This window comes from Lysobacter tyrosinilyticus (assembly GCF_054779815.1).
This window is the reverse complement of sequence record NZ_BAAGXN010000003.1, coordinates 207,718-234,319: the sequence shown is the minus strand read 5'-3', so window position 1 is coordinate 234,319 and position 26,602 is coordinate 207,718. Positions and strand designations below refer to the sequence as shown.

General features: G+C 64.5%; 23 protein-coding genes. 4 read left to right on the top strand and 19 right to left on the bottom strand.

Annotated features, from left to right (window positions below; translation table 11 throughout):
* The first annotated feature begins 25 nt into the window (after positions 1-25).
* Both ACYVGK_RS07860 and ACYVGK_RS07855 read left to right on the top strand, forming a co-directional pair.
* Positions 26-5,029, top strand: a complete 5,004-nt coding sequence (locus tag ACYVGK_RS07860; RefSeq protein ID WP_460732807.1) for an NAD-glutamate dehydrogenase — start codon at positions 26-28, stop codon at positions 5,027-5,029.
* A 276-nt stretch (positions 5,030-5,305) separates the two neighbouring features.
* The gene (locus ACYVGK_RS07855) at positions 5,306-6,094 is read left to right on the top strand and encodes an NAD kinase (RefSeq protein ID WP_460732806.1); all 789 of its coding nucleotides are present in this window, start codon (positions 5,306-5,308) and stop codon (positions 6,092-6,094) included.
* A 175-nt stretch (positions 6,095-6,269) separates the two neighbouring features.
* Here the strand turns inward: ACYVGK_RS07855 and ACYVGK_RS07850 are convergent, their stop codons facing one another.
* Positions 6,270-7,217: a lysozyme gene (locus ACYVGK_RS07850; RefSeq protein WP_460732805.1), complete on the bottom strand. Its 948-nt coding sequence runs from the start codon at positions 7,215-7,217 to the stop codon at positions 6,270-6,272.
* Positions 7,218-7,542: 325 nt separating this feature from the next.
* Between ACYVGK_RS07850 and ACYVGK_RS07845 the strand changes: the two genes are divergently transcribed.
* Entirely contained in the window at positions 7,543-8,451 is a 909-nt protein-coding gene (locus ACYVGK_RS07845) for a 5'-nucleotidase (protein ID WP_460732804.1), read from the top strand.
* A 27-nt stretch (positions 8,452-8,478) separates the two neighbouring features.
* Positions 8,479-9,012 (top strand): GNAT family N-acetyltransferase, encoded by a 534-nt coding sequence (locus ACYVGK_RS07840; protein ID WP_460732803.1) that lies wholly within the window; start codon positions 8,479-8,481, stop codon positions 9,010-9,012.
* A 7-nt stretch (positions 9,013-9,019) separates the two neighbouring features.
* Here the strand turns inward: ACYVGK_RS07840 and ACYVGK_RS07835 are convergent, their stop codons facing one another.
* The 18 genes from ACYVGK_RS07835 to ACYVGK_RS07750 form a co-directional block, all read right to left on the bottom strand.
* Positions 9,020-11,134 (bottom strand): amylo-alpha-1,6-glucosidase, encoded by a 2,115-nt coding sequence (locus tag ACYVGK_RS07835; RefSeq protein ID WP_460732802.1) that lies wholly within the window; start codon positions 11,132-11,134, stop codon positions 9,020-9,022.
* A gap of 2 nt (positions 11,135-11,136) precedes the next feature.
* Positions 11,137-12,195: a glycosyltransferase family 4 protein gene (locus ACYVGK_RS07830; protein WP_460732801.1), complete on the bottom strand. Its 1,059-nt coding sequence runs from the start codon at positions 12,193-12,195 to the stop codon at positions 11,137-11,139.
* Between the two features lie 185 nt (positions 12,196-12,380).
* The gene (locus ACYVGK_RS07825; protein ID WP_460732800.1) at positions 12,381-12,941 is read right to left on the bottom strand and encodes a DUF2939 domain-containing protein; all 561 of its coding nucleotides are present in this window, start codon (positions 12,939-12,941) and stop codon (positions 12,381-12,383) included.
* 109 nt (positions 12,942-13,050) lie between these two features.
* A complete protein-coding gene (locus ACYVGK_RS07820; RefSeq protein ID WP_460732799.1) occupies positions 13,051-14,220 on the bottom strand; it encodes a DUF4785 domain-containing protein in 1,170 nt (389 codons plus the stop codon).
* A 15-nt stretch (positions 14,221-14,235) separates the two neighbouring features.
* A complete protein-coding gene (locus ACYVGK_RS07815) occupies positions 14,236-15,099 on the bottom strand; it encodes a lipase family protein (RefSeq protein ID WP_460732798.1) in 864 nt (287 codons plus the stop codon).
* Positions 15,100-15,299: 200 nt separating this feature from the next.
* Complete coding sequence (locus ACYVGK_RS07810; RefSeq protein WP_460732797.1) at positions 15,300-15,986, bottom strand: DUF2461 domain-containing protein; 687 nt, start codon at positions 15,984-15,986, stop codon at positions 15,300-15,302.
* A 45-nt stretch (positions 15,987-16,031) separates the two neighbouring features.
* Positions 16,032-17,474 carry an exodeoxyribonuclease I gene (sbcB, locus tag ACYVGK_RS07805; protein ID WP_460732796.1) on the bottom strand — a complete coding sequence of 481 codons (1,443 nt, stop codon included), beginning with the start codon at positions 17,472-17,474 and terminating at the stop codon, positions 16,032-16,034.
* Between the two features lie 102 nt (positions 17,475-17,576).
* Positions 17,577-18,941 carry an FAD-dependent oxidoreductase gene (locus ACYVGK_RS07800; RefSeq protein WP_460732795.1) on the bottom strand — a complete coding sequence of 455 codons (1,365 nt, stop codon included), beginning with the start codon at positions 18,939-18,941 and terminating at the stop codon, positions 17,577-17,579.
* 83 nt (positions 18,942-19,024) lie between these two features.
* The gene (locus ACYVGK_RS07795; protein ID WP_460732794.1) at positions 19,025-19,288 is read right to left on the bottom strand and encodes a GIY-YIG nuclease family protein; all 264 of its coding nucleotides are present in this window, start codon (positions 19,286-19,288) and stop codon (positions 19,025-19,027) included.
* 54 nt (positions 19,289-19,342) lie between these two features.
* Positions 19,343-20,617, bottom strand: a complete 1,275-nt coding sequence (kynU, locus tag ACYVGK_RS07790) for a kynureninase (protein WP_460732793.1) — start codon at positions 20,615-20,617, stop codon at positions 19,343-19,345.
* A gap of 8 nt (positions 20,618-20,625) precedes the next feature.
* Positions 20,626-21,636, bottom strand: coding sequence for an amidohydrolase family protein (locus ACYVGK_RS07785; RefSeq protein ID WP_460732792.1), 1,011 nt, complete (start codon positions 21,634-21,636; stop codon positions 20,626-20,628).
* Between the two features lie 65 nt (positions 21,637-21,701).
* Entirely contained in the window at positions 21,702-22,232 is a 531-nt protein-coding gene (locus ACYVGK_RS07780) for a 3-hydroxyanthranilate 3,4-dioxygenase (protein WP_460732791.1), read from the bottom strand.
* A gap of 4 nt (positions 22,233-22,236) precedes the next feature.
* Positions 22,237-22,662: a RidA family protein gene (locus ACYVGK_RS07775; protein ID WP_460732790.1), complete on the bottom strand. Its 426-nt coding sequence runs from the start codon at positions 22,660-22,662 to the stop codon at positions 22,237-22,239.
* Positions 22,659-23,333 (bottom strand): carbonate dehydratase, encoded by a 675-nt coding sequence (can, locus tag ACYVGK_RS07770; protein ID WP_460732789.1) that lies wholly within the window; start codon positions 23,331-23,333, stop codon positions 22,659-22,661. The genes ACYVGK_RS07775 and can overlap by 4 nt, the downstream gene beginning before the upstream one ends.
* The gene (locus tag ACYVGK_RS07765) at positions 23,330-24,766 is read right to left on the bottom strand and encodes an aldehyde dehydrogenase (RefSeq protein ID WP_460732788.1); all 1,437 of its coding nucleotides are present in this window, start codon (positions 24,764-24,766) and stop codon (positions 23,330-23,332) included. Before ACYVGK_RS07765 ends, can begins: the two co-directional genes overlap by 4 nt.
* Before the next feature lie 37 nt (positions 24,767-24,803).
* Positions 24,804-25,103, bottom strand: coding sequence for a PilZ domain-containing protein (locus tag ACYVGK_RS07760; RefSeq protein WP_460732787.1), 300 nt, complete (start codon positions 25,101-25,103; stop codon positions 24,804-24,806).
* Positions 25,104-25,153: 50 nt separating this feature from the next.
* Positions 25,154-25,942 carry an SDR family oxidoreductase gene (locus tag ACYVGK_RS07755; RefSeq protein WP_460732786.1) on the bottom strand — a complete coding sequence of 263 codons (789 nt, stop codon included), beginning with the start codon at positions 25,940-25,942 and terminating at the stop codon, positions 25,154-25,156.
* Between the two features lie 4 nt (positions 25,943-25,946).
* Positions 25,947-26,588, bottom strand: a complete 642-nt coding sequence (locus ACYVGK_RS07750) for an FMN-binding negative transcriptional regulator (RefSeq protein WP_460732785.1) — start codon at positions 26,586-26,588, stop codon at positions 25,947-25,949.
* Positions 26,589-26,602: the final 14 nt, after the last annotated feature.

Sequence of the window (26,602 nt, the reverse complement as noted above, 5' to 3'; positions counted from 1 at the left end):
TTACGGATCGGATTTCCAAGCTGACATGAGCACCGCACGCAAAGCTCCGAAGGCCGCGGCCAAGACTGCCGCCAAGACCGCCGACAAGGGCACCGTCGCCAAGCCGGCCCCCGCCACCGAGAGCCAGGCCGTTTCGCTCGAACCCATTCTCGCCGCCATGCGCAAGCGCCTGCCCAAGGCACGCCATGCCGAAGGCGAGGCTTTCATCAACGCGTTCTATCGCCGCATGAGCGACGACGAGCTCCCGCAGCACAGTGCCGATGGCTGGGCCGCGCTGGCGGTCGACTTCCTCGACTTCGCCCGCGCACGCAAGCCGGGCACGGCGCTGGTTCGCCTGTTCAACTCGTCGATCAAGAGCCACGGCTGGGAATCCGCCCACACCGTGCTGCAGATCGCCAACGACGACATGCCGTTCCTCGTCGACACGGTGACCATGGCACTGGCCGAGCAGGGCATCGGCGTGCACGTGCTGGGCCATCCGGTGGTGACTTTCAAGCGCGACAAGGCGGGCAAGCTGCTCGCGGTCGGCGAAGGCACGTCCGAATCGCTGATGCATCTGGAAATCGACCGCCAGTCGGCCGACGAAATGCCCAAGGTCCAGAAGGCCGTGGAAGCCGTGCTCGCCGACGTGCGCGCGATCGTGCGCGACTGGCAGCCGATGCGCGACAAGATGACTGAAGTCGCGGAGGAAGTCGGCAGCCGCAAGCAGGGCGATCCGGCTGCGCTGGCCGAAGTGCGCGAATTCCTGCGCTGGGCCGGCGACAACCATTTCACCTTCTTCGGTTACCGCAAGTACGAAGTGTCCAAGGCCGAAGGCAAGGACGTGTTGCGCGGCGTGAAGGACAGCGGTCTGGGCCTGCAGCGTGGACATGAGGCGCAGGTGCGTCCGATCACCTCGCTGCCGGCGCACGACAAGCAGCGCGAAGCCAGCGATGCGTTGATCCTGACCAAGACCAATGCGCGTGCCACCGTGCACCGTCCGGGTTACATGGATTACATCGGCGTGCTGGAGTTCGACGCCAAGGGCAAGGCGGTGGCCGAACACCGCTTCCTTGGTCTGTACACCTCCAGTGCCTACAACCGTCGCCCGTGGGACATCCCGCTGGTACGTCAGCGTCACGAATACGTGATGCAGCAGTCGGGCCTGACGCCCAGCAGCCATAGCGGCAAGGCGCTGCGCCACATCCTGGAAACGCTGCCGCGCGACGAGCTGTTCCAGTCCACCGGTCCGGAACTGCTGCGTACCACCACCGGCATCCTCGGCCTGCAGGAACGCGTGCGCAGCAAGCTGTTCCTGCGCCGCGACCGCTATGGCCGCTTCTTCTCGGGCCTGGTCTACATTCCGCGCGACCGCTTCAACACCGACGTGCGCCTGCGCATCGAAGCGATGCTCAAGGAGATGCTGCACGGCGAGTTCGTCGATACCAACGTCCAGCTCAGCGAATCGCCGCTGGCGCAGCTGCACCTGGTCATCCGCCCGAAGTCGGGCGAAGTGGTCAAGGTCAACAACGCCGCAATCGAAGCCGCACTGGCCAAGATCATCCGCAACCTGCAGGACGACCTGCGTGAAGCGCTGATCGCCCGTCACGGCGAACACGACGGTCTCACGCTGGCCAACCGCTATGGCCGCGCCCTGCCGACCGGTTACATCGAAGAAGTCGGCGCCGAAGTCGCCGCGCAGGACATCGCCAATCTGGCCGCGCTCACCGGTCCGGACGATCTGCGTCTGAGCCTGCACCGCGCCCACAAGGGCGAGGGCGGCCTGCGCTTCAAGTTCTATCGCCAGAACGACGACATTCCGCTGTCCGACGCCCTGCCGATGATGGAGAACATGGGCCTGCGGGTGATCTCCGAACACCCGTATCGCCTGACCGTCGATGGCCAGGTGTTCTACGTGCAGGATTTCGAAGTCGAGACCACCGGCGCCGAACTCGACATCGACAGCCTCGATTCCAATTTCGAAGACGCCTTCGCGCAGATCTGGCGCGGCAATGCCGAGAACGACGGCTTCAACCGCCTGATCCTCGGCGCCAGCCTGTCGTGGCGCCAGGTCGCGATGCTGCGCGCCTACTGCAAGTACCTGCTGCAGGTCGGCGTGCCGTTCTCGCAGAGCTATACCGAGGCAACGTTTGCGCGCTATCCGATCCTCGCGCGTCTGCTGGTGGAAGTGTTCGAAGCCAAGTTCGACCCGAGCACCGGCAGCGAGAGCAAGGCCGAGATCAAGGCGGGCATGGAGCGCTTCGGCAAGCAGCTCGCCGCACTGGCCGGTAACGATGGCGCGTTGATGGCGGCCGTGTTGCCGGTGGTCGAAGCCCGCGCCGCCAAGCGCGACGCACAGATCGAAGCGACGCGCAGCGCGTTCAAGGCGCTGCTTGACCGCGTCGCGAGCCTCGACGAAGACCGCATCTTCCGCAGCTTCCTCGGCGTCATCGACGCGACGCTGCGCACCAGCTACTACATCCAGTACGCGAACGGCCTGCGCAAGGACGGCGGCCCCGCCGACTACGTCAGCTTCAAGTTCGATTCGAGCAAGGTGCCGGATCTGCCGAAGCCGCGTCCGTATCGCGAAATCTTCGTGTACGGCCCGCGCGTGGAAGGCGTACACCTGCGCTTCGGTCCGGTCGCGCGTGGCGGCCTGCGCTGGTCGGATCGCCGCGAAGACTTCCGCACCGAAGTCCTGGGCCTGGTGAAGGCGCAGATGGTGAAGAACACCGTGATCGTGCCGGTTGGTTCGAAGGGCGGTTTCTACTGCAAGCAGCTGCCGAATCCGAGCGTGGACCGCGACGCGTGGTTCAACGAAGGCGTGGCCTGCTACAAGCGTTTCATCAACGGCCTGCTCGACATCACTGACAACATCACGCCGGACGGCAAGATCGTGTACCCGGCCAACGTGGTGCGTCATGACAATGACGACCCGTATCTGGTCGTCGCCGCCGACAAGGGCACCGCGACGTTCTCCGACATCGCCAACGGCATCGCGGCCGCGCACAAGTTCTGGCTGGACGACGCCTTCGCCTCGGGCGGCTCGGTCGGTTACGACCACAAGGGCATGGGCATCACCGCGCGCGGTGGCTGGGAGTCGGTCAAGCGCCACTTCCGCGCCATCGGCCGCGACTGCCAGAAGGAAGACTTCACCTGCACCGGCGTGGGCGACATGTCCGGTGACGTGTTCGGCAACGGCATGCTGCTGTCCAAGCACATCCGTCTGGTCGCTGCGTTCGACCATCGCCACATCTTCCTCGACCCGAACCCGGATGCGGCGATCTCGTTCAAGGAACGCGACCGCATGTTCAAGCTGCCGCGTTCGTCGTGGGAGGACTACGACAAGAAGCTGATCAGCAAGGGCGGTGGCATCTTCCCGCGTTCGGCCAAGTCGATCCCGGTCTCGGCTGAAACCCGCGCCGCGCTCGGCATCGAGAACGGTGTGACCGCACTCAGCCCGAACGAGCTGATGAACGCCATCCTCAAGGCGCCGGTCGACCTGCTGTGGAACGGCGGCATCGGCACCTACGTCAAGGCGACCAGCGAAACCAACCAGCAGGTCGGCGACCGCGCCAACAACGCATTGCGCGTCGATGGCCGCGAGCTGCGCTGCAAGGTGGTGGGCGAAGGCGGCAACCTGGGCCTGACCCAGCTGGGCCGCGTCGAAGCCGCAATGCACGGCGTGCTGCTCAACACCGACTTCATCGACAACTCCGCCGGCGTGGATACCTCGGACCACGAGGTCAACATCAAGATCCTGCTCAACGGCGAAGTGCAGAAGAAGAAGCTCACCTTCGACGCGCGCAACAAGCTGCTGGCTTCGATGACCGATGAGGTCGCCGACTTGGTGCTGGCCGACAACTACCGCCAGAACCAGGCGATCAGCCTGATGGAGCGGATGAGCGTGTCGCGCATGGGCTCCAAGCGCCACTTCATCACTACGCTGGAATCGCAGGGCCTGCTCGATCGTCAGATCGAATACCTCCCGACCGATGCCGAGCTGGTCGAGCGCAAGTCGCGCGGCCAGGGCCTGACCCGTCCGGAGCTCGCGATCCTGCTGTCGTACTCGAAGATCGTGTTGTTCCAGCAGTTGGCCGAATCGGACGTGCCGGAAGATCCGTACCTGTCGAAGGAACTGGTCCGCTACTTCCCGAAGCCGCTGCAGGACAAGTACGCCAAGGCGATGGAAGGCCACCGCCTGAAGCGCGAGATCATCGCCACGGCGGTGACCAACTCGATGGTCAACCGCATGGGCGCGACCTTCACCCTGCGCATGACCGAAGATAGCGGCCGTACGCCGGGCGAAGTGGCCAAGGCTTTCACCATCACCCGCGAAACGCTCGATGCGCGCGCCTTGTGGGCGCAGATCGACGGTCTCGATGGCAAGGTGCACGAGTCGGTGCAGATCGACGCCCTGCAGGTGATCTGGAACCTGCAGCGCACGTTCACGCGCTGGCTGCTGTCGCGTCCGGGTGCGATTCCGGATATCGCCACCGCAGTGAATCGTTACTTCGACGGTTACAAGGACATCCGCGCTGGCGAGAACATCCTCGGCCCGCTGCAACGTCCGGGTTACGAGGCCGCGCTGCGCGACTGGAAGGCGAAGGGCGTTCCGAACGACCTCAGCCTGCAGCTCGCTGCGCTGCCCTACATGGAACCGGCCTGCGACGTCATCGAAATCGCCCGCGAGCGCAAGCTCAAGGTCGTCGATGTCGCCAAGGTCCACTTCCGCCTGGGCGAAGCGCTCAACCTGCCGTGGCTGAGCGGGCAGATCGACAACCTGGCGGTCGAAGGCCGCTGGCACGCGGTCGCACGTGGCGTGCTGCGTGAGGAGCTCGCGACCCAGCAGCGCGCACTGGTTGGTCAGGTCCTGTCGATGCCGGGCGCGAACGCCGATGCGAAGGTGCAGAGCTGGCTGCAGCGCGACGATGCCTCGCTGCGCTTCACGCTGGCGATGCTCAACGAGCTGGCCTCGCAGAAGACGCTGGATTACCCGACCGCTTCGGTCGCGGTGCAGCGCCTTTCGCAGCTCGCTTCGCGCGGGTGATGTTGCCTAAGCCCCTCTCCCATCGGGAGAGGGGTTGGGGGCGCCTCGGATCCCAATCCGAATCATTGATGGCAAACGAGCCGCAGCGAGCGGAATTGCCGAACAGCCAGTGGTTTACCCTTTTCACTCGCTGCGGCTCGTTCGACAGCACCGATGCGGATAGCCGACTGGGGCGCACCCGCATCCGGCGCTACGCGCCACCTTCTCCCGGAGGGAGAAGGAAACATTGAGGTGGCGGTACGAATCACATTCGTGAGTTAAGCTCCGCGCATCGCAATGGAGCCGCCGATGACCGCGTCGACGCCACGACTCGCCTTCCTAGCCAGTCCCGCCGAAGAGGCGCAACGCGCGCTTACGGACATGATCGCGCGCTACGGCGACCATGCGCCGGATGAAGCCGACGTCCTCGTTGCCCTTGGCGGCGATGGGTTCATGCTGCAGACCCTGCATCGCCACGCCGGACTCGCCAAGCCGGTGTATGGAATGAAGCTGGGCACGGTAGGTTTCATGATGAACCACCAGCGCAGCGAGGATCTGGTCGAACGCATCCACGCGGCGGAACCGGCAGTGTTGCGACCGCTGGAAATGGTCGCGCAGACCGAATCAGGCGCGACGGTGGGCTCACTGGCCTATAACGAAGTCTCGCTGCTGCGTCAGACGCGCCAGGCCGCGCACCTGTCCATCGATCTCAACGGCCAGACCCGCCTGGATGAGCTCATCTGCGATGGCGTACTGGTCGCGACGCCCGCAGGCAGCACCGCCTACAACTTCTCCGCACACGGGCCGATCCTGCCACTGGGCGCGAATGTGATCGCGCTGACCCCGATCGCGGCGTTCCGTCCGCGGCGCTGGCGCGGCGCCGTGCTCAAGGCAGATACGGAAGTGCGTTTCCGCGTGCTCGATCCGTTCAAGCGTCCCGTTAGCGCCACAGCGGATTCACATGAAGTCCGCGACATCGTCGAGGTCACGATCCGGGAATCGCGCGACCGCACGGTGACCCTGCTGTTCGATCCCGAGCACAACCTCGAGGAAAGGATCCTCGCGGAGCAGTTCACCAGCGGATAGCTGCCGTTGTCTTACGCGCCCCGGGCGTCGTCCTGAACATGGCGAGGACATCCTTTCGAGCGTCACCACAACAGCAGCTCCCTCGCCATGCTCGGGTGACAGCTTGCGTACTGCCGGGCGAAGAGAAGATCGGACGCTTGCGCGCCCGATCTTCCATGTCGTGTAGCGAGTCGCCTCAGTACCCGCGCGCCAGCGCCACCAGACGATCGCTGGCGCCGTTGAACACGTCCTGGTCACCCGGGAATACCCCTGAGTCCGCGTACTGCCAGAATGTGTAGTACGTCCACGCATACGGCAGAGTGCCGACCGTGCTCGAATAGCGCGCGACCCATAGCGGACTGGTGCCGCTGAAGTTGCCGGCAGTGCCCACGCACGTCGTCCACCAGCTGGTGCTGGTGTAGATCACCGGATAGCGACCGGTGCGGTACTGGTAGCGATTGCTGAAGGACGAAATCCACGACGCCATCTGACTCTTGCTCAAGCCGTAGCAGGTCGAGCCGTACGGGTTGTATTCCATATCCAGTGCACCGGGCAGGGTCTTCGCGTCGGCGGACCAGCCGCCGCCGTGGTTGACGAAGTAGTCGGCCTGCGTCGCGCCGCTGGTCGTGTCAGGGCGTGCGAAATGATAGGAACCGCGGATCATCCCGACGTTGTACGAGCCGTTGTACTGCTGGGCGAAATACGGATTGGTGTAATAGGTGCCTTCGGTCGCCTTGATGTAGGCAAAGCGCGCGCCGTTGCTATAGGCCGCCGACCAGTTCACGTTGCCCTGGTAGCCGCTCACGTCCATGCCCTTGACCGAGCCGGTCAACGCGAGGGTCACGCTGGGATCCACACGCAAGGGCTCGCGGGGTTCATGCATGCGGATCTGCGAGCCCATCGGATGGTCGTGGGAAACGATGTAGGTGGCGAGTTCCGACGGGATGTCGGGATTCAGTTTGTCGAGCCAACCGCTCTCGAGTCCGGGAGCAGGGGGCGCTTCGGCTCCGGAGTGCTTCGTGGACGGATTCGAAGCCGGGTCCCCTTGAGGGGCGGCCGCGGCCGTGGCGATGGAGAGCGTAACGAGCGAGGCGAGCATGACCGTGCGCGCCGAAGTCGGTTGCAATGAGAAGTACGACCGCATGTGATTCCTCCATGAATAAAGCGATCCGACGCATCCATGAAGCATGGCGCCGGGGACAGGTGTTGTCGCAGTACACGCGGCGAGCCATCGCGACGGCCCGCCGCGCCTCGAAAAGTAGAGGCGCGGAGTGTTGCAGTTTGTGACGTGATATCGGTTTTCCGCCCCATGCCGCGTGTCGCCGGCTCCCCCAGGCACTTCTGGCCGTACTTCGCGAGGCAAGGGCACCCAGAGGGAAAACCAGCCACCCGCGGAGCAATCCGCCGGGGCAACATCTCCCAACAGCCAGGTCTCACCGCGTGCGACCTGCGCGAGGCACAATACGAACATGCCCGACCGTGACGCCAACCCCCTGATCGTTGCGATTTCCTCGCGCACCCTGTTCGACATGGAGGACAGCCATAGACTGTTCGAACGCGAGGGCATCGATGCCTACGCGGACTACCAGCGAACGCACGAGGACGACATCCTCGAACCGGGCATCGCCTTTCCGCTGGTACGCAAGCTGTTGGCCCTGAACGAGGGCGCGCCACCGGAGGCGCCACGGGTGGAGGTCATCCTGATCTCGCGCAATTCGGCCGACACCGGGCTGCGCATCTTCAATTCGATCGCGCATCACGGTCTCGCGATCAAGCGCGCCGCCTTCAGCAACGGCGCCGCGCCATATCCCTACATCCGGCCGTTCGGCGCCGACCTGTTCCTGTCGACGCACGCCGAAGACGTGCGCAATGCATTGGCCGCGGGCATCGCAGCGGCCACGCTGTTGCCGGCCAAGGCGCAGCAGCAGCGGCACGATCAGCTGCGCATCGCCTTCGACGGTGACGCGGTGATCTTCGACGACGAAGGCGAGCGCGTGTCGCGCGAAGGTGGGCTGGCCGCATTTGCCGCGCACGAGCGCGAACATGCGGGCGACCCTCTGTCGGGCGGGCCGTTCCGTGGATTCCTCGATGCCTTGCATCGTCTGCAGGCGGCGTTTCCCACCGGACAGTCGTCTCCGATCCGCACGGCGCTGGTCACCGCACGTTCCGTGCCGGCGCACGAACGCGTGATCCGCACATTGCGCGATTGGGGCATCCGCCTCGACGAGGCGCTATTCCTCGGCGGACGCGCCAAGGGCCCGTTCCTGGAAGCGTTCGGTGCCGATATCTTCTTCGATGATTCCGAACACAACATCGTGTCGGCCCGCGATCACGTGGCGGCCGGGCATGTGCCGCACGGCGTAGCCAACCGCGGCTAGGCAGCGCGCGTAGACAGGAGTCGTAAGATGCCGGAACTTCGACTAGCCCAGCACGCCGATATTCCGGAGCTCCAGGCGCTGATCGCGTTGTCGGGCCGTGCACTGAGCGCGGGCTACTACTCGGCAGAGCAAGCCGAGGCGATCACTCGTCATGTGTTCGGTGTGGATACGCAGCTGATCGACGACCAGACGTATTTCGTCATCGAGGACGACGGGCGCATCGTGGCCTGCGGAGGCTGGAGCGGGCGGCGCACGCTGTTCGGCGGCGACCAGACGAAACAAGGGCCGGATCCGTTGCTCGATCCGGCCACCGAAGCGGCGCGCATTCGCGCTTTCTTCGTCGATCCGGCCATGGCCCGCCGTGGGTTGGGACGCGAGCTGATGAATGCGTGCATCCAGGCATCGCGACGTTCGGGTTTTTCCATGCTCGATCTGGTTTCGACCATGCCAGGCGAGCCGCTGTACCTCGCGGCGGGATTCACCGTGCTGGAGCGCTTCGATCTCGATCTTCCCGGTGGCGTACGCGTTCCGGTTTCGCGTATGCGGATGACGATCGGTTGACGTGCACTCAGCCTACGAACCGCAGCGGCACTACCGCGGCGTCGCGGCCCTCCAGGTGTGTGCCAACCCGGTCGCCCTGACGCTGGAACACCACGTCGACGCGCCGGTTGTCTATCGCGATCCGTCGCACCCGCACGTGATCGATACCGGGCGGCAACATGGGCCGCTCGACCTGTACTTCGCCGCGCCAGCCGTCGATCTCCAGGCCCAGGCACGACTGCAGCAGCATGAAAGCCGAGCCCGCTGCCCAAGCTTGCGGCAGGCAGGCGACGGGGTAGGCCACCGGCGTGGAGCCCTGTGCGCGCGGGAAGCCGCAGAACAGTTCGGGAAGCCGCAGGTCGAAATGCACCGCCGCTTCGAACATGCCGCGCAATAGCCGCACGGCAGCGGCGCGATCGCCGTAGCGGGATAGTCCTGCCGCGCACAGCGCCGTGTCGTGCGGCCATACCGAGCCGTTGTGGTACGACATCGGGTTGTAGCGTGCTTGGCCCGACGCCAGCGTGCGCAGTCCCCAGCCGGTGTGGAAGGCCGGTGTCAGCAGGTTGGCGCCAACCTGCGCGGCGCGTGCCGGATCGGGCAGTCCCACGAACAGCAGATGTCCTGGGTTGCTGGTCCTGACGCGACACAACTGGCCTTCGCCATCGATGGCGATGCCGTAATAGCCTGAGTCGGACATCCAGAAGCGCTCTTCCACCGCCGAGCGCATGCGTTCGGCGCGCTCCTGCCAATGCATCGCGGCTTCCACGTCGTTGCGACGCTTCGCGAGCACTGCCATCGCGCGAAAGGCGGCGTAGGCATAGCCCTGGACTTCCACCAGCGCGATCGGACCCGGAGGAAAGCGTCCGTCGGCGTGGAAGACAGAATCCTCGCTGTCCTTCCAGCCCTGGTTCGCCAGCCCGGTTGCCGAGCCACGCGCGTAATCGAGGAAACCATCGCGATTGGCATCGCAAACCCGCTCGATCCATGCAGTCGCGGCGAGCAACGCCGGCCACAGTCGATGGATGAAGGCGAGGTCACCGGTTCGTTCCGCGTAGGCTCCGGCCAGCGTCACGAACAGCGGAGTGGTGTCGACACCACCGTAGTACCGGCCGAAGGGGAGTTCGCGCATCGCCGCCATCTCGCCCTTGCGCGTCTCATGCATGATCTTGCCGGGAGCGGCATCGAGGAACGCGGATTCTTCCTGCGCCTGGTGGTGCGCGAGAAACGCGAGCACTCCGCGGGCAATGTCCGGATCCAGCCATAGCGTCTGTAACGCCGTGATCACTGCGTCCCGTCCGAACGGCGTCGAGAACCAGGGGATGCCGGCATAAGGATAGGGACCGGTTTCCAGCTCACTGGTAAGCAGTGCGAGATCCGCGCGCGATTTGTCCATCCAGGCATCGAACAGCGGACCGCCACTATGTATCTGGCCGCTGCGTCGCTGGCGACCGCGCATGGTGGCGCGTGCGTGCACGGCCGCGTCGCGGAAGCGTTTGGGCGACGGGGCTTCTGCGGGGGCCGTACCGCATTCCAGATAAAGCTCTTCGCGGATTCCAGGCCGCAGTTCCAGCAGGAATTCGGCTGAATCCGGCGTCAGGTGCGTGGGCGCGCGTGAGAACGAAAGCACCGAGGAGCGAAGGTGTTGATCCAGCCCCCGGTAGCGGAACGCGACACTGTCCGCCGTTGATTCCGCATCGAGCAACGCACCGCGTGCTGCACGCACGCTGCCGCGTACTTCGAACATGTCGCGGAAGTCTGCCGCGAAGGACAGCCGCAGCGGCAGATGGACGACGTGCTGGCCGTAGTTCACGCAGGAAATGCGCTCGTGGAGACGATCGGCGCGGAGGAAACGTTCGCGCTGCAGGTGGATCACCCCCTGTGCCGCAGGCGTGCCGCCAAGGGGTGGCAACGGGCGGTTGGTCAGGTGTGCGACGAACATGACGTTGTCGCGACTTACGGTCGCACTCAACAAGGCCGGTTGCGAGTCGCCAAGGCGTAAGCGAAACAGCGAGAGCAGCCGCGTATCGTTGTGGAAAAAGCCGTCGCTGCCACCCTCGATGTCACCGGCCGCATCGGCCACGATGAAGCTGTCGCCATCCTTGAGGACATAGGTGCTCGAGAGGCTGGCGGCGATCGGTTCCATCGTCATGCCAGCCGTAACTGGTCCGCTTTGCCGCTGCGGATCAGTTTCCGGTACAGGTCGACGTAGTGGCTTGCCATCACTTCCGCTGTGAATCGCCGTTCGAAGACGTCGCGTATCCGCCTGCGATCGAGCTGTCGGACTCTGCCGATAGCTGCGACGGCTTCATCCTCGTTGTTGACGATGTAACCGGTGATGCCGTTGTCGACGACTTCTGGCACCGAACCGCAAGGCCAGGCAATCACGGGTGTGCCGCAAGCCATGGCCTCGATCATCACCAGCCCGAACGGTTCTGGCCAGTCGATGGGGAACAGCAGCGCGATGGCATTACCGAGGAATTCCGTCTTGTCGCCGTCGCTGATCTCGCCGATGAACTCAATCAGTGGATCGTCGAGCAACGGCCGGATCTCATGGTTGAAATAGCTGCGATCGGCGGCGTCCACCTTGGCGGCGATCTTCAGCGGGATACCCGTGCGCTTCGCGATGGCGATGGCACGGTCCGGGCGCTTCTCCGGCGAAATCCGTCCAAGGAAGGCCAGGTAACCGTCTTCCGGCTCGGGAGAAAATTCGATCAACGTGCTCGGCAAACCGTGCGGGACGGTGCCCAGCCAATGCGCGAAGCGCAGCGGCTCGCGTTGGTGATCCGAAACCGAAATCAAAGGGAATCGCGGCCAGCGCCAATAGGCAGCGGGCAGATCCTTGAGGTCGAGCCGGCCGTGCAGCGTGGTGACGGTGCGCTCGGCGATGTCCTCGAACATCGGGAAATGCAGCAGGTCGACATGGAAGTGCAGCATGTCGAATTCGTGCGCGCATTGGCGTACTTCATGCAACATCACAAGATGCGCGGCGAGATCCGATTTCAGAGGTTCCGGATCCAGTCGTATGGCCTGGTCGCGCACGGGCACGAGCGTGGCGCGTGTGGCCGCCTCCGCGCTCGCGAATAGCGTCACGTCGTGCCCAAGCTCGGTGAGCGCGTCGGCCAGGTAGGCGACGATCCGCTCCGTGCCACCGTAGAGCCGGGGAGGGACGGATTCATATAGTGGTGCGATCTGGGCGATTTTCATGGCTGGTTCTGCGGCACCCAGGAGTGCTGCAGAAGATTGCCGCGATGGGCGTGGACGCAATGTGTCGAACGCAGGACGGCTCACTGCATCGATGTGGGGCGCTATGACCTGGTTCGCCCCGATCACCAAGCGAGGTTTGAGGACAGCGGTGAAAACTCGCTCCGCGCGATGGGCTGCGTGCGAGATCAGCCGCCGTTTGTCGGCGACCGGCCGAGTGGCAGGCGGACGTCGCTGACTTTCCATGTGACGCCTGTCCGCGTCAGCACGAATACGACGGGCTCGCTGTCGGCATTGACGACCGTGGCGGTGAAACGCGATAGCGACTCAAACCGATAGCGCGCGCCCTCCAGCGGATCCCGGGGCGGCGCGGTGGCGTAGGAGTCCTCCGATGAGCGCTTGCCATCCAGCCGATGCCAGACATTGCGGCCTTCCATCACCGCGGCGAGTCCGGCGGGTGTCGCCATTACGTCGACGATGCCATCGGTTGCGCCACTGGCCAGTCGCAACGCGATTGCGCCCAGCAGATTGGCCTGCATGTCCGGTCCGGCGCGCCGCACCATGTAGTCGTCGACCTGGAGTTTCAGGTTAGCGCGCAGAGCAGGGAAGTCGACGTTTTCCGAAAGACGCGCAGCGTCCTGTTTCTGCACCGCATTGCGGATAGCGTGGATGGTGAGGAATGGACCAGCGACGATCCAGCCGATGGCCAGTGTGAGCACCGCGACGATCGCGATCAGCCACTTCTTCATCAGTTCGCTCCTGGACCCAAGCCGCGAGCATAGCGCGCAGGATGGTAGGGGCCGGAATTCCGGCCCCTACGGAAGCTGCTCCGGTCAGATCACCAAGATCGAACGGCTATCAGAAGCGAACCGCGCGGGAGTGACTCTCCAACAACGCCAACCGGGTCTGATCATTGAGCTCTAGTTGTCGGACCTCGAACGGCGCGCCGTAGCCCGCTGGTATGTGGCTGCGGTCGAATGCCAGCACCAGTGAGCCGTTGCGCCGCTCGATCCATGCCGCCGAATGCGCCTGCGACACCGGTGCGAGCGTGCCATCCGAAGCCGTGGCATACAAAGTGCCGCGGACTTCGTAGCGACCTGGCGATGCGGCTTCCACCGGAACTACGAGACGAAGCTTCGACGCGTCGATGCTCAGGTTGCCGCTGATGCGCGCGGTGGGTGCGGCCACGCCAAAGGCAGTGCGAGCGTCACGCGAGACACCGTCGCCATTGGCGAACAGCTGCAGTTCCCATAGACCTGGTGATGCGCTGGCTTGCATGGGCAGTTTCACGTGTGCCTTAAGCGCGCCGTCGGCATCACGCGCGACCGGTATGGGCCGACTGCTACCATCCGGCGCAACCAGCAACGCTTCCGCCTGGGCGGCAATCGCGTGCTTCTGATTGGCCATGGACATCGACACGGTCACTGTGTCGCCGCCAAGTACGCGCTGCCGATCTGCCTGGGCTTTGAGCACCACGCCGCTTTCCGGCTCGAACACATGCACGACATAGCGGCCCTTCGCCTTGGCTGCGTGCAGCGTGTAGGCACCTGCACCCGCTTCGCGCCCGAGCTTCACTACAGCGGTTCCCGCTGCGACGTCCATGCCGGCTGCACGCAGTTGCTCGGCACTCGCCGTCCGTTCCAGTCGCATCGCCTTGCCGTTGCCATTCACGCCGATGTCGGACGCGGACAGCGCCGTCGAACTTTGCGCCGGGCTGACACGGATGAGCGCACCGGGTGCGGTGGTCTTCAGCGCGACGCCTTTCTGCAATTCGGAGCCGTCCACCGTTTGCCAATACTCGCGGCTTTCCGCGATGTAGGGTGTCGGTACTGCGAGTCCTTCACGTGGATCCAGCGCCCACGAGAACGAAACCGGAGCACGTTCGAACTGGCCAGCGGGTGCGGGCAGCGACACCAAGCGTGCCGGTATCTGGTCGTTCGCATTCGCGGGCAGCATCGGCTGGGCCGCCCACGCGGCGAAAGACAACAGGAAAGACGAAGCCGCGAGGAGCGCGACGTTGATGTTCATGCGCATGGCCGGCCCTCAGAGCTTGAGATCGTTGCGGAGGATGGTGTCGAGCGTGAAGCAGGCACGACGGCTCTGGTTGTGGCTGAGCGGTTCGGCATCGGCCATGCGGTCCTTGTCGTAGAACCACACGCTGCCCGCCGCCGACTGGCTGCTGCAGTTGAGGAAGCCGTCCGAACAACTGTTGAGCCAGTTCTGCGTGGTTTCCAGGCCTACGTTCTCGGCGTATCCGCCGCAGTAGCTGTCGCCGTCGAACGGCGAGGAGTCCACGTCGGTCCCGACCACGCTGCGGAACGTCTTCGGCAACGCCGCACGACCGCTGGTGCCATAGAGGTAGTTGGCGTTGTAGTAGGCCATCCAGCTCTGCTGCTGTTGGCGCACCGCATCGGATTTGTAACCGATCAGCCAGCCGACCGATTGCTCGAAGACATTGCCGTTGATGACGGCATCCGCAAGCGGCGTTCCGCCGGAAGACGGCGCCAGCGCGTTGACGCGGACGATCTTGCTGATGATGTTGGGATAGCGGCTGTCGTAAGTCGGATTCGAGAGAATCCAGCGGACCACGTTGCCGCCATTGGAGTGAGTGATGACGATGAGACGGGTGATGCCCTTGCTGCTGATGAAGTTGCTCAGCTGTCCCGCCAGGCAACCCGCGGCGCGGCTGTCCCACATGTACTGCTGGAAGTCGCAGTTGATGACGACATAGTTGCTGGTGTTCGTCAGGCCCTGGCGCACCGAATCGACCATGGCGGGTTGCCAGTAGTCCTGGTACGCGTTGGTCTGGAGCCCGGTTCCATGGACAAAGGCCACGCCGGTGACGTCAGCGGCGGACGCGCACGGCGCCGCGGCGGCCAACAGCAGGCCGCAAAGCAGATTCCTCATATTCGTTCCCTCGAACTGCAGCGGCTCGGCCCGACGGCGTTGCCGCGGAAAGTCCTGCTTCTGCGCCGGGCCCAAGCGGCGCATCGCGGGCGAGCATACCCGTACGTATGGGTATGTCATGCGGCAACGCGGCAATAGGGACGGGCTACGTCACAGCTTGGCAACTACAGCCGGGCGTGACTTCGAGGAGAGGAAAGCGCTCAGAACTCCAGGTCGAGCGCCGCGCAGAGGTAATCCACGAAGGACGCCAGCCCGGCCAGATCGGTTTCGATGCTTTTCCGCAGACGCGGCCCGGTCATGGTGGCGTCGTCAATCGGGCGGAATGCGGCGAAATTGCGGCGCCGCAGGTCGTCGGCGAATTCGAAGTCGGCGGGAAAGCCGCGCGGCATGCGCGTCAGCATCTCGTCGTCGTCGAGGTCGAAGCGCTTGCGGAACGCGGTGCCGTGCGCCGCGGCCTTCCAGCTTCCGGGGTTGTCGACAATGAAGTGGCGGATGCGCCGAAGTGTTTCGGGTTGCGGATGCCACACACCGGCCGCGACGAAACAGTTGCCCGGCTGGAGATGCAGGTAGAAGGCAGGCGCCTCGACTTGTTTGCTGCGCGCATGAAACAGCCGCGCACCTTGCCAGTTCTTGTAAGGCGTCTTGTCATTGGCGAAGCGGGTGTCGCGGTGGATGCGGAACAGCGAACCGCCGTTGCCTTTCGGCTCGGAACGATAGTGTTCGCTGATTTCCAGCAATGCCGGTTGCAGGTCGCCGAGCAGGCGCTGGAACGGCTCGCGCACATTCGCGTCGTAATCGGCCTTGTGCGCCAGGAACCATTCGCGCTCGTTGTGGCGCGCGAGGCCGCGCAGGAACTTGAAGCTCGCGTCGCTGAAATAACTGCTCATCGTGCTACTACCTTTGGTCCGGGTTGCGGCCTGGTCAAGCGCTTCTCAGGCCAAACTGGCTTCGACCTCGCGACCCCAGGCCTCCAGCTGATCCAGCAAGACCTGCTTGCCGCCATCATCGGCATGGGTCGATCGCAGTGCCGCGATTTCGGCGCGGAACGTATCGAAGCTGTATTCGGAAAGGCCACGCTCATCGCGCAGGCGCGTCCGGCGGTAGTCGTTCCAGCGTGCGCGTTCGCTCACGGACAGCGTGTCGGGCCAGTTGCGGGCGCGATAGCGGAACAGCAGCTCGGGCAGACGTGAGTCGCGGAAGCCGAAAGCCTTCTCACCCAGGGTCTGCGGCGGAGTCGCGCGCACCTCGGTGAAAACACGCTTGTCGCCATCGCCGATGAAGGCGTCATAGAGCGAGGCGTCCACGTCCGGCGGCATGCGGTCTCGTTCCGAGGAAAATACCTGACGGACTTTTTCGGCCAGGGCCGGACCCACGGCGCGCAGGGTTTCGGCGCGTTGGAGCACCTGCTGCGGATCGATCATGAGCCGGGTGAAGTCCGCCTCGCGTAGATGATCCCAGGCGACCAGGGCCGGGCTGCGATTGAGGTGGACTTCCTTGAGCGCGATGCGTTCCTCGCCCTCGGGTAGGTCGGCACTTGGCGTGTAGAGTCGATCGGCGATTTCCGCCGGCGACAGGCGCAGCAGCGCCTGCGGGTCCTGGCCGAGATCGAACACCAGCACGCGATTGTCGATGCGCGGATGCCTTGCGATCGGCAGCACCGGCGCCGCGCACAGCCGGCTTGCGGGAAATCGCTGCGATACGTGCAGCACCGGCGTCATCGCCACGACATCGATCAAGCTGGCCGCAAAGCGCTTGTCGCGCAGCTTCAGCGCGTATTCCCACAGCCGTGGTTGCGCCTGCTTGAACTTGCGCGCCAATCCGATGAGTGCGCGCACGTCCGACAGGGCTTCATGCGCATCGCCGATACGCACGTCGTTGATGGTGGCCAGATGTTCCAGCTTGAAAGACGTCGCGCCGTCCTCGCGCTTGGGCCAGATCAGACCATCCGGGCGCAAGGCATGCGCGAGCCGGAACACGTCGAGCAGGTCCCAGCGGCAATTGCCTGCGCGCCATTCGCGCTCGTAGGCGTCGTAGAAATTGCGGAACAGGCCGTAGCGGACGAATTCGTCATCGAAGCGCAGCGAGTTGTAGCCCAGCGTGCAGGTCTCCGGCCGCGCCATCTCGTCGAAGATCAACGAGAACGCCTGTGCTTCGTTCATGCCATCGCGTAGCGCCGCCTGCGGAGCGATGCCGGTGATCAGCGTGGCGATCGGCGAGGGAAGCAGGTCGTCGGCGGGACGGACGAAGATGCTGATCGGCTCGTCGATTTCGTTGAGTTCGGTATCCGTCCGGATCGCCGCGAACTGCGCGACGCGGCTGGTCCGCGGGTCCGCACCGAAGGTTTCGAGGTCGTAGAACAGGAAGCTGGCGGGCATCGGGGACCGTATAGCGCGGGGCGGTCTCAGCAGATGAGAACGGCCAAGGGGTCGGAAGGAACGAGCCGTGCGCGTTCGGGATCCACGCGCACGGCCATGGGCTCAGGCTTCGACCGGCAGGGGCTCGAGCCGCGCGCGGACCGCAGCATCCACGGCATCCCAGTCGAGGGTATCGAGCGACGCGTGGCCGCGGGTCAAATCGACGAGCAGCTCGCGCTGCACTTGTCCACGCTGGAATGCCGTCGCGTACGGCAGGCGACGGAAGGTGACCATCGCGTAGCGCGGAACAAAGCGATCGGGATGACGTTCGGCCAGTTGGCGTTCGAGGGCTCGCTGCAGCAGGTAATCGTCGTCGTCGACGCGATCGCGCATTTCCAGGTAATTCTCGAGCGCCATCTGCTGGATCGCACGGGCGTTGGGCAGACGTTCGCCCTGGAAGGCGGCGAAGGCAGCGGCGCGATCGGACGTGCGCTCCAGGTGATCGGCAAGGGCGACACAATCCTCGAACGCACAGTTCATGCCCTGTCCGTGGAACGGCACCATCGCGTGCGCCGCATCGCCAAGCAGGACCGCGCGGTCGTCGAGATGCCAGTTGTCCAGATAGAGCGTGGCAAGCAGGCCGGTGGCGTTCTGCTCGAAGTCGCGTTCGAGGTTGGGAATCAGCGGCACCGCATCGGCGAAATCACGTTCGAACAACGCACGGGCGTCCGCGCCGTTCTTCACCGTCGCGAAGCTGGGATCGCCCTCGTTCGGCAGGAACAGGGTGACTGTGAACGTGTGCTCATCGTTGGGCAGCGCGATGCACATGTAGCGGCCGCGCGGCCAGATGTGCAGGGCATTGGGCTCGACGCTGAAGCCGCCGTCCGCAGCTGGCGGGATTTCGAGTTCCTTATACGAATGGCCGAGGAACTCGGTGCGTTCGCCCAGGTCGGCCGCGCCGGCCATTGCCGCACGCAGCGCCGAGCCCGCGCCGTCGGCGCCGACCACAGACGCGAACGCCACGTCGTGCAGGCTGCCGTCGCGATCATCTCTGAACTGCGCGTTGCGATTGGCGAAGTCCACACTGGCCAGGCCGCGATGGAAGTTCAGCCGCGCCCCGGCCTTTTCGGCGATATCGAGCAGGATCAGGTTGAGCTCCCCGCGGTGCACTGACCAGATGACTTCGCTGTCGTCCTTGCCGTACCGCTGCAGGTCGGTGCGGCCATCGAGGAAATGCACCATGCGGCCGCGCATCATTACGGCCTGGGCCATGACTTCGTCGTCGCCGCCAGCGAGACGCAATGCGTGGCGACCACGTTCGGCCAGCGCGAGGTTGATCGAGCGACCACCCACATAGCCCTGCACCCGCGGATCGCCGCGCTTCTCGTAGACGTCCACGCGCCAGCCGCGTTGGGCCAGCAGCGTTGCGAGCAACGCACCGGCGAGACCTGCACCGACGATCGTGATGTGCTCACCGGGACTACTCATTCGCCGCTCCCTGTACCGTCATCCCCGCGAAAGCGGGGACCCAGTGTCTTTGATTCTTCACAGATGTCGTTCCAAAGGTCGTTCTAGTAGGGGTTCATCGCTTCGATTAGCTCGATTTTCCAAGTACGCCGCCACTTCTTGATGCGTTTCTCTCGTAGGATTGCAGAGTCCATTGTTTCGTGCGGTTCGTACCAGACGAGCATTTCAACCCTGTATCGATCCGTGAATCCCTTTGCCTGATGGTTCTTGTGTTGCCAAACCCGCGCGAGCAGGTCGCTCGTAACGCCGGTGTACAGCGTGCCGTTACGCTGGCTGGCGAGGATGTATACGACGGGTTGCTTTTCCATAAGCAAAGTCACTGGGTTCCCGCTTCCGCGGGAATGACGGTTCAGATTGATGCTTCAGGAGCGCCACGCTTCCACTGTGGTGGCAAAACGCAGCACGTCGTTGTGGGTGTTGTAGAGCGGGGCGGGGGAAATGCGGATCACGTCGGGCTCGCGCCAGTCGCCGAGCACACCGTTGTTCGCCAGGTATTCGAAGAGGGCGCGGCCACGCTCGCGACCACCGACCACGCGCAGCGACAGCTGGCAGCCGCGCTGGGCCGGATTCGCGGGAGTGACGATCTGCAGCGTGTCGGCCAGACGTGTCTGGATCAGCTGTTCGAGATAACCGGTCAGGCGTAGCGAACGTTCGCGCAGCGCCTTGATGCCGACGCGATCGTAGAGTTCGAGCGAGGCGCGCAACGGCGCCAGTCCGAGGATCGGAGGATTGCTCAGCTGCCAGCCGTCAGCACCCGGCGTGGGCACGAACTGCGGCCCCATGCGGAAGCGAGTAGACACATCGTGGCCCCACCAGCCCGCGAAGCGCGGCAGCCCGGCGTTGTTGGCGTGACGCTCATGCACGAAGCAGCCGGCGACAGCGCCAGGACCGGAGTTCATGTACTTGTAATGGCACCACACGGCGAAATCGGCACCGCTGTCGTGCAACTCCAGCGCAAGGTTGCCGACGCCATGCGCCAGATCGAAGCCGCACAGCGCGCCCTGCGCATGCGCCAGTCGCGCGATCTCCTTCAGATCGAAAGCCTGGCCGGTGCGGTACTGGACGCCGGGCAACAGGACCAGCGCCAGGCGCTTACCGTGTTCGGCAATGGCGCGCTCGATCGCGGCCATCGAGATCGTGCCGTTGGGTTCGTCCGCCTCCAGTTCGATCAGATCGATATCCGGCTCGTAACCATGGAACAACACCTGCGAGGCGACGGCATGGCGGTCGGACGGGAACGCACCGGCTTCGATCAGGATCGCCGGGCGTTCGCGCGTCGGACGGTAGAAGCTGACCATCATCAGGTGCAGGTTCACCGTCAGCGTGTTCATCGCGACGACTTCCGACGGCTTGGCGCCAACCACGCGCGACAGCGGTTCGCGTACGAGTTCGTGATAGGGCAGCCACTGCGCGCTGCCGGTGAAGTGGCCTTCGACGGCTTCCGTCGCCCACTTGTTCAACACTTCCTCGACATGAGCGCGTACACCACGCGGCTGCAGGCCCAGCGAATTGCCGACGAAATACGCCTGCTCGTGATCGCCGTGCTTCGGGATCAGGAATTCGTGACGCAGGCTGGGCAGGGAATCGGCGGCATCGAGCGCATCGGCATGCGCGAACGAAAACAGGTCGGTGGTCATTCGTTACTTCACACAAAACGGGATTTGGTCAGGCCCAGCCATTCGAGCGCCGTGCCGTGGTACACGCGCGCCTGTTCGGCTTCGCTCAGGTTCAGCGCCTCGATACCGGCGCCGGGCGTCTGTTCGCCGAGCGGGAAGGGATAGTCGGTGCCCAGCATCACCCGCGATACGCCGCAGGTGTCGAGCAGGTAGCGCAGCGCACGCGGGTCGGCAACCCACGAGTCGAAATAGAAGCGCTCGAGATAGTCGCGCGGATTGCGCGGATTGTCGGTGGCGACCAGGTCTGGCCGCATGTTGAAGCCGTGCTCGATACGCCCGATGGTGTAGGGGAAGCTGCCGCCGCCATGGGCGAGGCAGATCTTCAGCTTGGGCAGGCGCTCCATCACGCCACCGAACACCAGGCAGCAGGCGGCGCGCGACTGCTCGGCGGGCATGCCGACCAGCCAGGGCAGCCAGTACTTCGGCATCGACGGCGTGCCCATCATGTCCCAGGGGTGCACGAGGATCGCGGCACCCAGGTCGCTGGCGGCCTGGAAGAATTCGAACAGCTCCGGCGCGTCCAGATTCCAGTCATTGATGTGCGAACCGATCTGCACGCCCTGCAGGCCGAGCTGGTCCATGCAGCGCTCCAGCTCCTGGACGGCCAGGCGCGGCGACTGCAACGGCACGGTGCCGATGCCGGCGAAATTGCGCGGATAGGCGCGACAGGCCTCGGCCATGTGGTCGTTGAGCGCCTGGTGCAATTCCAGCGCGTGCTGCGGCTTGGCCCAGTAGCTGAACATCACCGGCACGGTGCTGATGACCTGCACCTGTACGCCGAAACGCGCGTAGTCGTCCATGCGTTCCTGCGGATCCCAGGTCTTGGACCAGATCTCGCGGAAGAACTTGCCGTCCTTGTAGATGCGGTGGCGGCCGTCGTCGGTGTGATGGATGACCGGGAAGCGGTCGTCACCGTACTTGCGCGCAAGGTCGGGCCAGTCGCGCGGCAGGTAGTGGGCGTGGGTGTCGATCTTCAGCATTGCAATCGCCAGAAATTCGTTTCTGTCAGCCGCGGGCGCGGCATCGGCCGTATCGGTGTTTCGTTTCAGTCCTGGGCCGCGGTGAATTTCGCAGGTGCGGGGTTCAAGTGCCCGCAATTGCGGCAGGTCCGATGCTCGTGCGACGTGTAGAAGTGTTCGAACACAGCGAAGAAGTCGGTTTCGACGTTCTGCAACGGAAAGAACTCTTCGTACAGCTTGTCGTTGCACGTCTCGCAGAACCACATCAGTCCGTCGAGCTCGTGTGGCAGGCGCTTGCGTTCGATCACCAGTCCGATGGAATTCGGCATGCGCTGCGGCGAATGCGGTACGCGCGGCGGCAGCAGGAAAGTTTCACCCGCCTTGATCGGGATATCGCGCACGGCGCCATCTTCCTGGATGCGCAGCACCATCTCGCCTTCGAGCTGGTAGAACCACTCCGGACCTTCGTCCCAGTGGTAGTCGGTGCGCTGGTTCGGGCCGCCAACCACCATCACGATGAAGTCGCCGTCGTAGATGCACTTGTTGCCGACGGGTGGCTTGAGCAGATGGCGATGCTCGTCGATCCAGGCTTGCAGGTTGAGCGGGGCAGCTAGCATCGGGTTAGTCCTTCACGACTGCAGTGCATTTCAGTTCGATCGCGATCGGCGTCGGCAGCGCGGTGATGCCCAGCGTGGTGCGGCAGGGCGCGCTGTCGATGTCCGGGAAATGTTCGGCCCAGACCGCGTTGTAGCTCTTGAAGTCGCGGGGCATGTCGGTGAGATAGACGGTCACGTCGACCAGGTCTTCCCAGCGCGCTCCGCTGGCTTCGAGCACCGCGCGCACATTGGCGAATACCGCGCGCGCCTGCGCCTCGATGTCGTACTTGCGTACACGGCCATCGGCGAAATATTCATTGCCCGGAATGGCGTTCGTCACCGGATCGCGCGGGCCGATGCCCGAAAGGAACAGCAGGCTGCCGACCCGGCGTGCGTGCGGATAGGTACCGACGGGCTTGGGCGCAGCGCTGGCCTGGATGACGTCGCTCATGCGGTGAGGTTCTCGTGATCGGGACGCGGGCGCAGACGGGACAGTGCGCTTTCATAGGCGGGCGTCAGTTCGTCGATGGAGCCCACGTCCATCCCCAGCTCGCGCACGCGGCCGTCGAGCAGGCTGTACACCCAGCCATGCACCGACAGCGATTGTCCGCGCGCCCAGGCGTCCTGGACGATGGTGGTAAGGCAGACGTTGGCGGCCTGTTCGATCGCGTTGAGCTCGCACAGGCGCGCGTGCCGCATCGACTCCAGATCGATTCCTTCGAGCAGCGTGGAATGCTTGAGCGCCACATCGCCGACGTGGCGGATCCAGTTGTCGGCCAGACCCACGCGGGTACCCATCAGGGCCGCATGCACGCCGCCGCATCCATAGTGGCCGACGATGAGGATGTGCTCGACTTTGAGCACATCGACGGCGTACTGGATAACCGACAGGCAATTGAGGTCGGTATGTACCATGACGTTGGCGATGTTGCGGTGGACGAAGACCTCGCCCGGGGCCAGGCCGAGGATCTGGTTGGCCGGTACGCGTGAATCGGAGCAGCCGATCCAAAGATATTTAGGTGCCTGCTGCTGCGACAGGCGCTTGAAGAAACCGGGGTCCTCACGGCGTACGGCGTCGGCCCAATCGCGGTTGTTGCGCAGCAGTTCGTCGAGTGTCGTCATCGCGGCGATGCTCCAAGGGCGATGCCCACGTTCTTGGGCTCAGTGAAGAAACGCATCGCCTCCATACCGCCTTCGCGACCCAGGCCGGACGCGCCGGTGCCGCCGAATGGCGTGCGCAGATCGCGCATCAGCCAGGTATTGATCCAGACCATGCCGATGCGCAACTGCGCGGCGACGCGATGCGCGCGGTCGAGGTCGCGCGTCCACACGGAGGCAGCCAGACCGTAATCGCCGGTATTGGCGAGGCGCACGGCTTCCTCGTCGTTGTCGAATGCCTGCAGCGTGACCACAGGCCCGAAGATCTCATCGCGATTGCTCGCACTATCCGGGCCAAGACCTTCGATCACCGTCGGCGCAACGAACCAGCCCGGACGATCGAGCGCGTTGCCACCGCACAGCACGTGGCCGCCTTCCTCACGCGCGCGGGCGAGGGCGGAGGTGACCTTTTCGAAATGCGCCTGCGAAACCAGCGGACCGAGGTTATTGTCCTCGTCGATAGGATCGCCCACACGCAATGCGACCGCGCGTTCGACCAGCGCGTCGCGGAATTCGCTATAGATGCGACGTTCGACCAGGATGCGCGAGCCGCACAAGCAGATCTGGCCGCTGTTCTGGAACGCCGAACGCACGATCGTGTCGAGCTGTCCGCGCCAGTCGCTGTCGGCGAACACGAGGGTCGGATTCTTGCCGCCGAGTTCCAGCGACACCTTCTTCAGCAATGGCGCGGCCAGCGTGGCGATGCGCTTGCCGACCGCGGTGCTTCCTGTGAAGGAAATCGCCTTGATTTGCGGGTGTGTCACCAGCGGCTCGCCGACCTCGGGTCCCAGACCGTGCACGATGTTGAGCACGCCCTTGGGGAAACCGATCTGCGCCGCCAATTCGCCGAGCATCGTCGCCGTGACCGGCGTGACTTCCGAAGGCTTCGCCACGACGGTGTTACCGGCGGCGAGGGCGGGCGCGATCTTCCAGGTGAACAGGTACAGCGGCAGATTCCACGGCGAAATCGTCGCAACCACGCCCAGCGGCGCGCGCAGCGTGTAGTTCAATCCAGCCTGGCCGTGGTGCGATTCGCTCGCGAACTGCGTGGCCGCGTGGGCGAAGAAGCGCAGGTTGGAGATCGCTCGCGGAATCTCGATGTCGCGCGCAAGCCGAATTGGTTTTCCGCCATCGCGGGATTCGGCGTGGGCGAAGTCCTCGAGCCTGGCTTCCAATGCATCGGCCAGCTTCTCCAGCCAACGCGCGCGTTCGGTGGTGGGCAGTGACGACCAGCCGGGAAGTGCCTTCTGTGCAGCGGCTATCGCGGCTTCCACATCGCCTGCGTCGCCGCGCGCGACTTCGGCAAAGGGGCGGGCTGTCGCCGGGTCGAATACGTCAAGCCAGCGACCATTGGCCGCTTCACGAGATTCGCCGTCGATCCAATGAGTCAGACGCATCCGCCAAGCTTAACCGGCGCGGCGTCCATACGGCACCTCATTGTTTTGACGGGTGCGTGGGGGGAACCGTCTGCGGGTCGTGATATTCGAGTCCGACCTGGCTCTGCGTCACACGTGCGACGCGCGCATCCACGATGACGGCGGTCACATCGTCGTTCTCGTGGAAGAACAGGCGGACCAGGTCGTCGGGCACGAGTTCGAAACCCTTGGGCCGGAAAATGCCGCAGCCGCCTTCCGAAAGATCGATCAGGCGGGCGAACCATGCCGTTTCCCGGCCCAGGACCATCACCCGCGACGCGAACGGAACGCGAACGTCGCTGCGGCGCTCGTCCTTCATGACTGCATTCATCGCGACGATCCTTGTCAGGCCGGGTTGGGGGGCGGGAATTAAAGCGAACGGGTACGGCCGCCGTCCACCGGTAGATTGATGCCGGTGATGTACGAAGCCGCGGGCGAACACAGGAAGGCGATCGCGGCGGCGGTTTCTTCGGGTTTCGCGAAGCGGCCCATCGGCACTTCCGCGGCCATCTTCGCGTAGACGGTGTCTCGGTCCTGGCCGGTCTTGGCCATCGTCGACTGGATGATCTGCTCGATGCGGGGCGTTTCGGTCGAACCCGGCAGCACGTTGTTGACGGTGATGCCCTTGGGTGCGAGTTCGGTTGCCAAGGTCTTCGCCCAGCTCGCCACGGCCCAGCGCGTTGTATTCGAAACTCCCAGGCCGCGCAGCGGTTCCTTCACCGAAGTGGAGATGACGTTGACGATGCGGCCATAGCCGTCGCGCTCCATGCCCGGGACGACGGTTTCGGCGAGTACGTGGTTGGCGAGCAGGTGCTGGCGGTAGGCCGCTTCGAACGCCGCGATTTCCGCGCCATGCACGTTACCCGGCGGCGGGCCGCCGCTGTTGTTCACGAGGATGTGCACCGGCTTGCCCGCGCAGAGCGCTTCGACCTGTGCGCGGAGGCGTTCCAGATCGGCGCTGTCTGCCGCAATCCAGCCGTGCGCCTGCGCGGAATGCGGACGCGGCAGTTGCGCGCAGACCTCCTCCAGCACTTCGGCTCGACGCGCGAGCAGGGTGACGTCGGCGCCGAGTTCGGCCAGCGCCTTGGCGGTGGCCAGGCCGATGCCCTGGCTCGCGCCGCAGACGAGAGCGTGCTTGCCGGTGAGGTCGAGATTCATGGGATCAGTCTTCCGTGGATGTGCGGGCGCGCATCAGGGCCGCCTGCATTAAATGAGCAATCTCGCGGCTGGCTTCGCGCGGTTGCTGTTCGAGTTGCGTCGCCACCGCGAGGCGATTGGCGACGGGGTGGTTCTGGTTGAGCTTGAACTTCAGCGCGACGTCGTGGACGCGGAAGCGGAAGCCGATAATGCCGCGCAACTGGACGCGGTGGTCGTCGCGCTGGAGTTCGAAGCGCCAGTCCTGGCCGACGCGACCCTCATGCTGCCGGCTGAGGCCGTCGACGATCGCGGCGAGCGAGGCTTCGTCGTCGAAGGTTTCCAGCGCTCCCTTCAGATGCGCGACCGCGTAGTTCCAGGTGGGCACGCGGGCTTCGGCTTCCTTATCGGGATACCAGGAAGGCGAGACGTAGGCGTGCGGACCGTGGACCACCACGGTCGCGGGACCCGCGTGTCGGGCCTGCGGATTGGGTCGTGCCCAGTGGCCGCGCAACTCGATCCGATCGCCATCGCGGCGATAGAGCACTGGCAGCTGGCTCATCACCGGTTCGCCGTCGCGGACGGTAATCAGCGTGACGAAGTTGTCCCGCTCGATCAGTGCATCAAGCATCGTCCGGTCGGTTTCGACGAAGGCGGCGGGCTGATACATGATCGTAGGCGCGG